Here is a 12,730-nt window from a genome sequence, read left to right as displayed (position 1 = left end):
GTAATTTTCCTCGTCCTGCACCCTTGCCATCAGGGCCACCGATGACACTGCCAACGGGTATTGCCGCTCAGAGACTTTCGCGTAGCTGCGCACCCACGCATTGTCATCCTGCGCTGACTGCTCACCCAGCAGCACAAGCCCCGCACTAAAGCCGGTCCACGCCAGCATGAAGTCGCCACAGGCCCGGTAGACCAGCGCCGCCTCCCGCCGTTCAAAACCCGCCAACTCCAGCGCGGCGAGCATGGCCTCAATGAATTCCAGCTCGCCCTTCTGGCGCGTCACCCGCAAGGCAGCCAACGTGGCAACCTGCGGATAGCGCAGGAAACTCGCCCGGGTCCTCAGCATCAAGTCCCGCAGCGACTCCTCCCAGCGCGGGCCCGGGACATAACCTTCCATTCCCACCGCAATCACGCGGTCGGCGAGCGCCAGCAGCAGTTCGTCCTTGTCGGCAAAGTGGCGGTACAGCGCCGTCGGGTCGGCACCGATCGCCTTGCCGATCTTGCGAAAGGACAGGGCATCGGGATCGCTTCCGCCGGCCAGCTTAAGGCAGGCATCAATGATGATGTCGCGGCCAAGTCCCTGGGCACGGCGACGCGGAACGGGCGTCTCTTTCACGGGGACATCCTCGGGCTCGTTGGTATCCATCGATGTGCCTTGGCTTCCATTCCACTCATTAAAGTCAACACCGTTGACTTTAGATCATGACTGCGATTTTATGAACTGGGATACACACCATTCATTCAGCGGCACCCCCCATTCCTCCACGCCGAAAGGGCACCCGTGAGCGAGACGTGGCTATTTCATTCAGGCACCATCTTTGATGGCGACATCCTCCTGGACCCGGGCAGCGCCGTCGCCGTGCGCGATGGCCGCGTCCTGGCTGTGGGCCCCGAGGCGCAGGTCCGCAACGCCCTCCCCGCACCGGAACACGACGTGTCCCTGGAAGGCCGTGCCTTGTCCCCCGGCTTCACCGACGCGCACGTCCACACCCTGATGGGCGGGGTCGAGTCCTTGGCCTGCGATCTCACCGGTGCCCACGGCATCGACGCCACGCTGGCAGTCATCACGTCCCACGCCGCCGGCAACACCGGGGACTGGATCACCGGCGGCGGCTGGTCCATGAGCGATTTCCCCGGCGGCACCCCCACCGCCGAACTGTTGGACGCCATCACCGGGCAGACGCCTGCCTACCTGATCAACCGCGACCACCACGGCGCTTGGGTCAACTCCGCTGCCCTGCGCCTGGCCGGGATCACAGCCGCCACCCTCGATCCGGAGGACGGACGCATCGAACGTGACAGCCGGGGAACTCCCACCGGAACCCTGCACGAGGGCGCCATGGACCTGGTCAGCGCACTCATCCCGCCCCCGGATGCCGCGACCCTGCGGGCGGGGCTGTTGGCCGGCCAGGCCAGGCTTCACTCGTTCGGGGTCACCGGCTGGCAGGAAGCAATCCTGGGGAACTACGCCGGGTATCGGGATGGTTCCGCGATCTACCGTTCCCTGTATGCCGAGGGTATGCTCACCGGCCAGGCGGCCGGTGCCCTCTGGGTTCCCCGCGAAACCACCCTCGGGGACGTTCCCGAACTGGTCGGGGACTTCCTGGAGCGTCGGCGGGAAAACGCCGCGGCCGGGTTCCGCACCACCACCGCCAAGATCATGGTCGATGGCGTCGCGGAAAACCAAAGCGCCGCGATGCTCGATCCCTACCTGCGTACCTGCAATTGCGACCCCGATTCCAGGGGTTCCACCGGACTGCGCTACCTCTCCCCGGAGGTGCTGTCCGCGGTGGCGACGGCCCTGGATGCTGCGGGCTTCGACCTGCATCTCCACGTCATTGGCGACGCTGCCGCACGCATGGGCTTGGATGCGCTCGAAGCGGCCCGGGCCGCCAACGGCATCACCGGCGGGCGGCACCATCTGGCCCACCTGCAGATCATCCACCCGAACGACGTGGCCCGTTTCGGCAAACTGGGGCTGAGCATCAACGCCCAGGCGCTCTGGGCCTGCAACGACGAGCAAATGACGGAACTGACGGCCCCGTTCCTCGGGAAGGAACGCACCGGATGGCAGTATCCGTTCCGCTCCCTAATGGATTCCGGGGCGCACTTGGTCATGGGTTCGGACTGGCCGGTCTCAACACCCAACCCGTTCGAGGCCATCCATGTCGCGGTCAACCGCACCCATCCGGACCACCCGGAGGCCGAACCGTTGGTCCCCCACCAGGCCATCACCTTGATGGAGACCATGCGCGGCTACACGCAGGGCAGCGCATGGATCAACCGCGATATCGAGGGCGGCACTCTCCGACCCGGCTCCCGCGCCGACATCATCATGCTGGACGCGGACCCGTTCGCCATGGACTCCAGCGACTTGCACGCCGTGGCAGTGGAACTCACCCTTGCCGCGGGGCACGTGGTCTTTTCACGTGCCGCCGCACGCGTCTAGGGCCAGCTGTTCCACAAATGCCCTCCCGCCCACAGGCACATTGAACACCCCCCACGTTCACATCTTTCAAGCAAGGAAACTCCATGAGCAGCATTCCTGCCACGTCCAACGGCTTCCCCGTTTCCTACGACCGCATCGAGGCGAGCATCGGGAAACCCGCCATCGATGCCGCGCTCGACGGGACCACCTACGCCCCCTATTGGCTGCGGCACCGCGACCGCCCCGCGGCCCTGCCTTCCTTGGAAGGCAACCTCACCACGGACCTGCTCGTGGTTGGCGGCGGTTACTGCGGGCTGTGGACCGCGTTGCTGGCGAAGGAAGAAGACCCCGACCGAGAGGTGGTGCTCATCGAGGCGCAAACCGTGGGATGGGCGGCCTCGGGGCGCAACGGCGGCTTTTGCGAGGCTTCCCTGGTCCATGGCGAATCCAACGGCGAGAAGCACCTTCCCGAGGAAAACCAGCGGTTGACCGAGCTCGGAGCCGAAAACCTCGCCGGGATCATTGGCACCGTCAAGCAGTACGACATCGATTGCGACCTCGTGGAAAGCGGCGTGCTGACCGTCGCCACCGAAAAACACCAGGTGCAATGGCTGAAGGAAGAGGCCGCGGAGAACCCTGAAATCGTTGCCATGGACGCCGGGCACGTGCGCACCCACATCGACTCCCCGCTCTTTGAAGGCGGGAACTGGGACCGGCACGGCACCGTGCTGGTGCATCCGGCAAAGCTCGCCTGGGGCCTGCGACGGGTGTGCCTCAATCTGGGGGTCAGGATCTTCGAACACACCAAGGGCGAGGAGCTTATCTCCACCTCCACCGAAATCCGGGTGCGCACCGGCGCCGGTCACATCACCGCTCGAAGCGTCGCCCTGGCAACCAACGCCTTCCCGTCCTTGCTCAAGCGCCACCGGCTGCACACCATTCCCGTCTATGACTACGCGCTCATGACCGAGCCGCTCACTGCAGTACAGCGCCGGTCCATCGGCTGGAAGGAAAACATGGGCCTGGCGGACATGAACAACCGTTTCCATTACTCCCGTCCTACGATCGACGAGGACGGCGGCTGGCGGCTGCTCTATGGCGGCTACGACGCGATCTACCACTACGGCCGAGAGGTCAAGCCCCAATACGACAGGCACGATGCCACCTTCAGGAAGCTGGCAGCTCACTTCCTGGGCACCTTCCCGCAGCTGGAAGGCATCAAGTTCTCCCATGCCTGGGGCGGGGCCATCGACACCTGCAGCCGCTTCTTCGCCTTCTTTGACACCTCCCACTCCGGCCGCGTCGCGTACTGCGCCGGATTCACCGGTCTGGGCGTGGGCGCGACACGCTTCGGCGCCAGGGTGATGCTTGATTTGCTCTCTGGCTCCAAGACCGAGCTCACCGAGTTGGAGATGGTCAGGAAGAAGCCGCTGCCTTTCCCTCCGGAACCGGCGGCATGGCTGGGCGTGAAGCTGATGACCAACGGACTGGTCCAGGCTGACCGCAACGAAGGCAGGCGCGGCCCGTTCCTCAAGGCCATGGATGCCGTCGGCATGGGGTTCGACTCGTGAACGCCAGGGATTTCCCGCAGTTACGCGGCGGGCAGGCCCTTCGCGTGAACCGGGTGCCCCTGGACCACGAACCTGTCCCGCCCAACCAAGCTGCCGCCACGGCTGCGTCCACCACGACGACAACGGTGCCACTTGGCACGCTGGCTGGCACCGCGTTCGGCATCTGGGAACTGGGCGTCGGCGCCATGCAAGATGTGGAAGCCGAGGAAGTCTTCGTGGTCACTGCCGGGCATGGCACCGTGGTCATCGAGCCATTCGAAGGACACCCTGCGCGCACCGCCGATCTGGCCCCGGGCACCGTCATGCGCTTGAGTGCCGGAATGAAGACAACCTGGACCGTCACCGAACCGCTGCGCAAGGTCTATTTCACCCTTGAGGAGGACTCCCGGGCCACCGAATGAGTTTCGCTGGCCGGTCCTGGGCTTCACGACGGCAGTTGGCATCTAAATCAGGCGTGGATGATCCCGCAGAACGAAGCAGAACGCCCGCCCATGGTTCCGGATCGGGCCCGGGGCGGTCGTTCGTTTCGAATCGCTACACTGTTCTGGTGGGGATCTCTTGGGGAGAAACGGCACGCAATCGATCTGGAGCTGAACCTTTCATGGGTGGACACCACCACGCCGACGTACTCGTTGACCCGGCCCGGCGCCGACGCGCCAACCTCATCCTTTGGATCCTGCTTGCCCCGGTGGGGGTGCTGGCGTTCATCGCAACCATCATGCTCTGGCCCAGCGGCGACATCGCCAAGTCCCCGCTGAACGACACCTTCAACACCGCCAACGGCGCGGAGCTTTCCACCGGAACCGTCACCCGGACCGTGAGTGAAGTCTGCCCGTCCTCCCAGGGCCTGGACGAGGTCGGCGGCAAGGAACTGATGTGCGAGATTTCCTATGTCACCCCCGAGGCGGGCGGCGCATCCTTCGCCCTGGAAGTTCCGCCGGAAACGACCCAGTCCCGGCCACTTGAGGCCGGGGACAAGATCAAGTACCTCGACCTCTCGCACACCACGGATACATCCGCGCCGTATGTCTTCGTTGATTTTGTGCGCTCGACCCCGCTGGCCCTGCTCGGCATCGCTTATGCGGCGGTGGTGTGCATGGTCGCGCGGTGGCGCGGGCTGCGGGCACTGGCAGGGCTCGCCGGCGGGTTGTTCTTCATTGTGAGCTTCATGGTGCCGGCGCTGCTCGAAGGAAAATCCCCCATGCTGGTTGGGCTCACGACGTCCACCATCGTCATGTTTGCGGCACTGTATTTTGCCCACGGATTCTCCGCACGGACCTCCACGGCGCTGCTGGGCACGCTGTTCGGGCTGGGCGTCACCGCGGCAATAGCCACCTGGGCCACCGACGCTGCGGCACTGACCGGTGCAACCGAGGATTCGGCCCTGACTCTCAGCACGGTGGTGCCCGAACTCAGTCTCTCCGGGTTGTTGCTGTGCGGCCTGCTCATCGCCGGCATGGGCGTGCTCAACGACGTGACCATCACCCAGTCCTCCGCGGTCTGGGAGCTGGCGGAAATCGCACCGCATTCCACTGCCCGGCAGCTTTTCACCTCGGGGATGCGCATCGGCCGGGACCACATCGCCTCGACCGTCTACACCATTGCCTTCGCCTACGCCGGCGCGGCACTGCCGATCCTGGTGTTGGTGAGCTTGTACGACCGACCCCTGATGGACACCCTCACCACCGGCCAAATGGCCGAGGAGGTCATTCGAATCCTGGTGGGTTCCATCGGGCTGGTATTGGCCATCCCGGTGACCACTGCCATCGCGGTGGCAGTGGTCAAGGCCACCGGCTCAGGCGGCAAGTCCGCGCGAAGCGGTTCCAATCCAGAAGCCGGCGACTCAAAGCCCTCGGGCCGACGAGCCCTTCAGCCATCCACCTCCGAGGTCGACTAGAGCCCTGGGATTAACACCCAACCAGCGCTTGTGGGCACTGCCTCGGCCATCGATTAATGCTAATGGTTCTTGTTTACGTTAGACTTGGTTCTTGTACGCACCCTCCCCTGGCCCTAGAAGGATCGCTTCACCCATGAATCGTCGAACACTACGCCTCGTCCCCCTGGCCCTTGCCGGCACCCTTGCCCTGGCGGCCTGCGGCGGAAATGCTTCCGGCCAGGATTCCGCAGCCGAGCAGGACCTGGTTCAAGTGGTCACCAGCACCACCGTCTACGCCGACCTGGTCAGCCGGATCGGCGGAGACCTGGTGGAGGCAAACCCGGTCATCAACTCGGTGTCGCAAGATCCGCACTCCTACGAGGCGACCTCACGTGACAAGCTCGCACTTTCCAAGGCCCAGCTTGTGGTGGCCAACGGCGGCGGGTACGACGCCTTCATGGACGCATTGGCCAAGGACCTCAAGCTTTCCGAGTCCACTGTCATCAACGCCGTCGACACCTCGCCGATCTCGGCAGAGGAAGAGCATGCGGGGGAATCCGCCGCGGAACACGAAGAGCACGCGGGGGAATCCGCCGCGGAACACGAAGAGCACGCGGAAGAAGCGGCAGCAGCCGACGCGCACGACGAGCACGGCCACGCCGCCTACAACGAGCACGTTTGGTATGACCTCGAATCGATGCGCCTGCTCAGCGACGAGATCGCCAAGCGACTTGCAGAGCTGAAGCCCGAAGAGGCCGCGACCTTCACCGCCAACGCGGCAGCGCTGACTTCGGACCTGGAGAACCTTGAAGCCCGGGTCGCCGACCTGCACGGTTCCCTGGACGGCAAGCACTTCGCGATGACCGAGCCCGTGCCCTTCCACCTGCTTGAGGACCTGGGCATGACAGATGCGACTCCGGAGGGCTTGAGCGAATCCATCGAGGGCGGCGGCGAGGTTTCCCCGCAGGCATTCAACGAGATGGGCAAGCGGTTCGACTCCGGTGACATCGACGTGCTGGCCTACAACACCCAGACCGAAAGCCCGCAGACCGAACGCATCCGCAAGCAGGCCGACGCGGCAAATGTGGCGGTCGTCGACTTCACCGAGACGCTTCCGGCCAACACCGACTACGTCGCCTGGATGGAATCCAACATCCAGGCCATGGAGGAGCTGGCCAAGTAGCCGCATCCCCCATTGCATAAAGTGGCCCGGTTGCGGGCGAACCACGTCGTTCGGTTCGCCAGCAACCGGGCCACTCTCATGTCCGTTGCCCTGCGACTGGGTCAGGCACCGGTTTCCGTGTTCTTGGGCCAGCGCAGCAGCGCCGCGATGCCCACCCCGTCGGGCAGCACGCCCTCGGGCACATAGCGGATGGTGGCATCCGTCAGCGCCGTGGCCCGCAACAGCACCTCCGGGGCCGGCCAGGAACCGATGACCAATTCCGCGTGTTCGTCCGAGCCCTCGCCGCAAAGCCATGGGTCGGCGTTCAGGGCAATGAGCGTCTCGTCGTCCTGGTACTGGCCCACCAGCACCGTGTCGGCCTGCGCCTGCTGCAGTGCCGTAACGACCTCGTCGAAGCCCAGTGCCAGTTCCGAGCGGCCGTTTCCGCTGCGGTTCGCCACGCGTTCGGACAGTTCCTGGACGTCCCTGCCCAACACTTCATCGATTCGTTCCTGCACGGCCGCGGCGAACAAGGACTGGTCCGCCCCGCCGGTGCGCGTGTGCTGTTCGAGAATGCTGGTGAGCGGCTTGTGCGCGGGGGCCAGCTTGCTGGCCACCAGTTCGCGGGCCTTGACGTCGCCGGCCAGCACGATAAGCCTGACGTAGTTTTCCCTTGCCAGCTCATCGATCTGCTTGGCCAGGTCATCGGCATTGCGCCGCCAGATCTCCTCGGTCGAGGACTGGTTCTTGGGTTCGTCATAGCGTCCCGGAACCTTGCGTGCGTGGTGCGCCTCCTCCGGGTCCCCGGTGACGCCGCGGCTTTCCTCGACGCCTTGTACAGCGGAGTGGTATAGCCGCACTTCTCCGCCGTCCCGGCCGGCCTCGACCACCAGGTAGGGGAACTGTCCACCACGGGCGCGGGCCAGGGCAACCAGGTTGGGGAAGGGTCCGCAGTCCACGTCGGACGCCTCGACCTTCAGTCCATCAATGATTTCGTCGACAACGACCTCGCCGTTGTTCACGGCCACGAAGCGGGCGACCGGTGCCGCGTGTCCCTCGGCTGGCAGCAGGGCCGTCTTCAGGGCTCCAATGTCGGCCTCCGAGGCCTGTTGCGAGCCGAGCAGTTTTCCTACGTGTTCGGGGAGTGCGTCAACCGCTTCCTGCGCCGCGGTTGTTCCAAGCGAAACATCTACGAGGGCTGTACACCATTGGCCCTGTCGACGGTAGAGCGAGGCGTCGATTCCTGTGGAACCTGCGCGTGAAGTCATGGGGGAACTCCTTCCCACGCGAGGAAGCCCGCGTGCCGATTCGATCCGTCTGCTCACCGTAGCACCGGAATACACCCCGCCGAAAGGGGCTGCTCAAAAGCGTTTTCATTAGGTACGATGGTGCGATCCGTGCCCCACCCCGGGGCACCGGGACGGGCTCCTTAACCCGCATGTCGAGCCCCGGTTGGCCAGTTGCTACAGCCCCAGGATGCTGGTGGCCACCAGGAAGTAGATGACCAGCCCCGCGGCATCGACGAATGTGGAGATGAACGGGTTGGAGAAGACCGCGGGATCCGCGCGCACAGCCTTGCCCAGCAACGGCATCAACCCCCCGATGCTCGCGGCCATGGTGCACACCCCCAGCAGCGTCAGCCCGATGACCAGGCCCAGGGAGACGGTGAATGCCAGCGCCGCGATCGCGAAGCCAAGGGTCCCCAGCAGCAGCCCAAGCAGCGCACCTACCCGTACCTCGCGGGCGAACACCTTGAACACGTCCCGCGGCCGCACGTCCCCCAGCGCCAAGGCGCGGGTGATCGTGGTCGCGGCCTGGTTGCCGGTGTTCCCGCCGGTCCCGATCAGCAGCGGGATGAACAGCGAGAGCACCACCTGCGCCTCCAGCGTCGCCTCGAAGGCGCCGATGACCTTGACCGTCAGGGTGGCACCGAGTGCCAGGACCAGCAGCCACACCACGCGGGCCCGCACGATTGAGCGCACCGGGGTTGCCAGGTAAGGGCGGCGCAGCGGCTCGGTGCCGCCGGACCGGGCAGCGTCCTCGCTCTCGGCCTCCTCAAGGATGCGTAGCGCGTCATCCACCGTCAGGATCCCCACGAGGCGTTCCTCGTCGTCCACGACCGGCAGCACCAGGACCTTAGCGTCGGCGCAGTACCTGGCGGCCTCCTCGGCATCGAGCGATGCAGTCACGGAAATCGGCGTCTTCATGATCCCCTCGATCCGTGCCCCGGGCTCGGCACGCAGCACGTCGCGCAGCGACACCACACCCACCAAGCGGCGGCCCGCGTCGGTGACGGGGATGGTGTAGACGCTCTCGGCGTCATCGAGCCGGCCACGCACCCTGGCCAGGGTCTCCCCCGCGCTGTTCCCCGGACGGGTGGTCACGAATTCCGGACTCATGCAGCGTCCCACCGCACCCTGCGGGTAGCCCAGCACGGTACCGGTCAGCGCACGTTCCTTCTCGTTCAGGCCCAGGATGAGCCGGTTCGCGACGGCGGCCGGCAGCTCGTCGACCAGGGCCACACGGTCATCGGGGCTGAGCGCGGCGAAGACCTCGGCAACGTCTTGTTCCTGTAGGCCGGCGACCAGGTCGGCCTGCAGCGAGGCGTCGAGTCGCTCGAAGACCTCAAGGGCGCGGCCCTTGGGAAGCGTGCGGTAGGCAAGCGCCCGCTCAATGGTGCTCAAACGCTCGAGCTGCTCAAGGGTTTCGCTGGTTCCCAAGGGAAGGAACACCCGTGATGTCGCGGCGATGTCGCCGTCGGCGAGGGCCGTGGCCAGGTGCTCCGAGTTGGCCTCGAACGAGCTGGTGGGGGTCTTGATCATTCTCCGGTTCCCTCCGGTGAAAACACACGCATGCATCGCACCGGTTGGTCCCGGTGACGTGTGTCGGCAGTGGGTGTTGTGGGCTTGGGCTGTGAGTATCACAGCGGCCGCGCAGCACCTGCTGGACCCTGGAAGCAATCCCCCCATGGATGTGGAGCCATGACCCGAAATGCGGGCCGGTTCCCGGCTCGGTGTTTGCTACCGGGCGGGGAAGGGGATGGTCATGGCTGGGTGGTGAGGGATGCCGGAGCACAGAGGTGTCGCTCGCGCGGCGTGCTAGATCGACTAGGTCCGTCTTCCATGCGTGCGGTCACCTCCATCCGTGTTGGGGCCGGGATTTCCCCGGGCAGGCACCGCCGTTGCGCGTGGCCGCTCCGGGTCCGGGCGTCCTTCCCATGGTAGGCCACGGTCCCGATGAAGGGCCAATGCGCAGCAGAGTCCCGCCGCGCGGGACCTCAGCCCCGAGGCGTGGCGCGGGTGGGAACCCAGTACCGCCGGGTGGGTCCGTCGGAGGCCTCGATGACGTTCTCCAGCAGTCCCCCGTTGGCCTCGATGGTGTGGGCCGATCCGGTGTTGTCGTCCCGGCAGGTGACCAGTGCCGATTCGATGTTGCGCTGCGCCAACTGTGCCAGCGAGAGGCGCAGGATCCTGGTGGCGTGGCCGCGCCTGCGGTGCCCCGGGCGGACCGCATAGCCGATGTGCCCGCCGACGGCGAGCAGGTTCTCGTTGAGTTCGAACCTGATGCAGGTCCGGCCCACCAGCGTGCCCTCGGAGAAGGCGCCCCAGAGCGCGGAGCGGACCCATCCGGGAGGCAGGCCAAGGCCTTCTTCGTGGGCCGCCAGCTGCTCGAGGTAGGACTCGAATCCCCGGCGGGCCGAGTACCCCAGCAGGAAGTCGAAGTCGTCGGCGTCCAGCTCGGCGCGCGCGTCCAGGGCGGCTTCGGCATCGGCGGCGGTGAAGGGTCGGATCTCAAGCATGCTTCGAAGGCTACCAGCCGGCAACCTTCCCTCCGGCATCGGAAGCACGAACGGCCCGGTGCCTGCGCTGCCCCGAAAAATCCGGGACCGCGGCAGGCACCGGGCCGTTGCCGTGGGATTATGCCCCTAGCACTCGATCACGTTCACGGCCAGGCCGCCCATGGCGGTTTCCTTGTACTTGTCGCTCATGTCCTTGCCGGTTTCCCGCATGGTGATGATGACTTCGTCGAGGGTCACGTGGTGCTGCCCGTCGCCCATCAGTGCCATCTTGGCGGCGTTGATGGCCTTGGAAGCGGCGATGGCGTTGCGTTCGATGCACGGGATCTGCACCAGGCCGCCGATCGGGTCACAGGTCAGTCCAAGGTTGTGCTCCATGGCGATTTCCGCGGCGTTTTCCACCTGGTCAACGGTGCCGCCCAGGATCTCGGCCAGGCCGCCGGCTGCCATCGAGGAGGCCGAACCGACCTCGCCCTGGCAACCGACCTCGGCGCCGGAGATCGAGGCCTGCTCCTTGTAGAGCACGCCGATGGCCGCTGCGGTGAGCATGAAGCGGACGATCACGTCTTCGCGCTCTTCCTGGTTCCAGTACTGGGCACCGGGTGCGTAGTGGGTCGCGTAGAACATCACCGCGGGGATGATGCCGGCAGCACCGTTGGTCGGGGCCGTGACGACCCGACCGCCGGACGCGTTTTCCTCGTTGACGGCCAGCGCCACCAGGTTGACCCATTCCTGCCAGTACACCGGATCGCGGTCCTTGTCTTCCTTGGCCAGGCGCTTGTGCCATTCGGGGGCGCGGCGGCGAACCTTGAGCCCGCCGGGCAGCACGCCCTCGCGTTCCAGCGCGGAGTCCTTGCAATCCTCCATGACTTGCCAGATATGCAGCAGGCCTTCCCGGATCTCTTCCTTGGAGCGGTAGACCTCTTCGTTGGCGGCCATGACGCCGGCAATGGACAGACCCGACGTGGCGCAGTGTTCCAGCAGCTTTGCGGCGGTGGTGAAGGGGTAGGGTTGCGCGTTGAGCGCGCCCTCGAGGTTGGCTGCGAGCTTTTCCTCGGCACCCTCGCGCACGATGAAGCCGCCGCCCACCGAATAGTAGGTGTCCTCGGCCAGGATGTTGCCCTCGGCATCCAAGGCCGCCATCTTCAGGCCGTTGGTGTGCCGGGGCAGGACCGTGAGCGGGTGCTGGATCATGTCCTCGACCTTGTAGTCGATTTCCTTGCCCCCTCCCAGCGCCTTGCACAATTGCAGTTTGCCGGTCGCCGCCATGTCGTCGAGGCGCTCATCGACCTCGGACGGCAGGATGGCCTCGGGCTCGTAGCCTTCCAGTCCCAGCATGATCGCGGTGAAGGTTCCGTGGCCGCGGCCGGTGGCGGCCAGCGAACCGTAGACGTCGACCCGCAGCGATGCGGTCTGCCCGAGGATTTCCTCGCGCACCAGCTTCGCGGCAAACGCGTGCGCGGCGCGCATGGGACCCACCGTGTGTGATGACGATGGCCCAATGCCGACGGTGAAAAGATCAAAAACACTGATAGCCATTGAACAAACTTCCTTCGTATATACCGCTGTGGTGGTTCTCGATGATGGATGCTGCAAGCAACAGGCATGTGATGCGCGCCACGGCAGGAGATGCAAAAACCGCGAGCCCGGGACCGTTCTGGTCCCGGGCTCGCGATATCTTGCAAGGAGTCCGGGACTAGACCAGTTTGGCCAGATCCGGGTACAGCGGGTGGGCGTTGGCCAGGGCGTGCACGCGGTCCTTCAGGGCCGCGAGCGTTGCCTCGTTGTTCTCCTGGGTGCCGGCGATGAGGGTCTCGGCGATGATGTCCGCGACCTCCACGAACGCGGCCTCGGAGAAGCCGCGGGTGGCCAGGGCCGGGGTGCCGATGCGCAAACCG

General features: G+C 65.6%; 10 protein-coding genes and 1 pseudogene. 5 read left to right on the top strand and 6 right to left on the bottom strand.

All coding sequences use genetic code 11. The features are described 5' to 3' along the window. On the bottom strand, positions 1 to 645 hold a 645-nt coding region (locus ACIPUB_RS19505), incomplete at its 3' end, for a TetR/AcrR family transcriptional regulator (RefSeq protein WP_407608898.1). A 135-nt stretch (positions 646 to 780) separates the two neighbouring features. On the opposite strand from ACIPUB_RS19505, the gene ACIPUB_RS19500 reads away from it, so the two are divergent. The 5 genes from ACIPUB_RS19500 to ACIPUB_RS19480 all read left to right on the top strand — a co-directional run bounded on the left by ACIPUB_RS19500 (position 781) and on the right by ACIPUB_RS19480 (position 7,057). Continuing rightward, entirely contained in the window at positions 781 to 2,448 is a 1,668-nt protein-coding gene (locus ACIPUB_RS19500) for an amidohydrolase (protein WP_407608897.1), read from the top strand. A gap of 83 nt (positions 2,449 to 2,531) precedes the next feature. Beyond that, positions 2,532 to 3,998 (top strand): NAD(P)/FAD-dependent oxidoreductase, encoded by a 1,467-nt coding sequence (locus ACIPUB_RS19495; RefSeq protein WP_407608896.1) that lies wholly within the window; start codon positions 2,532 to 2,534, stop codon positions 3,996 to 3,998. Further along, positions 3,995 to 4,399, top strand: a complete 405-nt coding sequence (locus ACIPUB_RS19490; protein ID WP_407608895.1) for a cupin domain-containing protein — start codon at positions 3,995 to 3,997, stop codon at positions 4,397 to 4,399. Before ACIPUB_RS19495 ends, ACIPUB_RS19490 begins: the two co-directional genes overlap by 4 nt. A gap of 200 nt (positions 4,400 to 4,599) precedes the next feature. Further along, positions 4,600 to 5,895 carry a YibE/F family protein gene (locus tag ACIPUB_RS19485; RefSeq protein ID WP_407608894.1) on the top strand — a complete coding sequence of 432 codons (1,296 nt, stop codon included), beginning with the start codon at positions 4,600 to 4,602 and terminating at the stop codon, positions 5,893 to 5,895. A gap of 133 nt (positions 5,896 to 6,028) precedes the next feature. Beyond that, positions 6,029 to 7,057 (top strand): metal ABC transporter solute-binding protein, Zn/Mn family, encoded by a 1,029-nt coding sequence (locus ACIPUB_RS19480; protein ID WP_407608893.1) that lies wholly within the window; start codon positions 6,029 to 6,031, stop codon positions 7,055 to 7,057. A gap of 101 nt (positions 7,058 to 7,158) precedes the next feature. Here the strand turns inward: ACIPUB_RS19480 and ACIPUB_RS19475 are convergent, their stop codons facing one another. From ACIPUB_RS19475 to ACIPUB_RS19455, 5 genes and pseudogenes are all read right to left on the bottom strand, one after another. Next, the gene (locus ACIPUB_RS19475; protein WP_407608892.1) at positions 7,159 to 8,304 is read right to left on the bottom strand and encodes a hypothetical protein; all 1,146 of its coding nucleotides are present in this window, start codon (positions 8,302 to 8,304) and stop codon (positions 7,159 to 7,161) included. Between the two features lie 195 nt (positions 8,305 to 8,499). Next, positions 8,500 to 9,858: a magnesium transporter gene (gene mgtE, locus ACIPUB_RS19470; protein WP_407608891.1), complete on the bottom strand. Its 1,359-nt coding sequence runs from the start codon at positions 9,856 to 9,858 to the stop codon at positions 8,500 to 8,502. Between the two features lie 455 nt (positions 9,859 to 10,313). Continuing rightward, the gene (locus ACIPUB_RS19465; protein ID WP_407608890.1) at positions 10,314 to 10,835 is read right to left on the bottom strand and encodes a GNAT family N-acetyltransferase; all 522 of its coding nucleotides are present in this window, start codon (positions 10,833 to 10,835) and stop codon (positions 10,314 to 10,316) included. 126 nt (positions 10,836 to 10,961) lie between these two features. After that, positions 10,962 to 12,371, bottom strand: coding sequence for an L-serine ammonia-lyase (locus ACIPUB_RS19460; RefSeq protein WP_407608889.1), 1,410 nt, complete (start codon positions 12,369 to 12,371; stop codon positions 10,962 to 10,964). A gap of 157 nt (positions 12,372 to 12,528) precedes the next feature. Beyond that, a pseudogene (locus ACIPUB_RS19455) lies at positions 12,529 to 12,730 on the bottom strand (serine hydroxymethyltransferase); the annotation flags it as partial.

The sequence above is a fragment of the Paeniglutamicibacter sp. ORCA_105 genome, from assembly GCF_045798545.1.
Lineage (GTDB): Bacteria > Actinomycetota > Actinomycetes > Actinomycetales > Micrococcaceae > Paeniglutamicibacter > Paeniglutamicibacter sulfureus.
The sequence above is the reverse complement of the archived record's forward strand: the minus strand, read 5'-3'. Positions and strand labels throughout refer to the sequence as shown.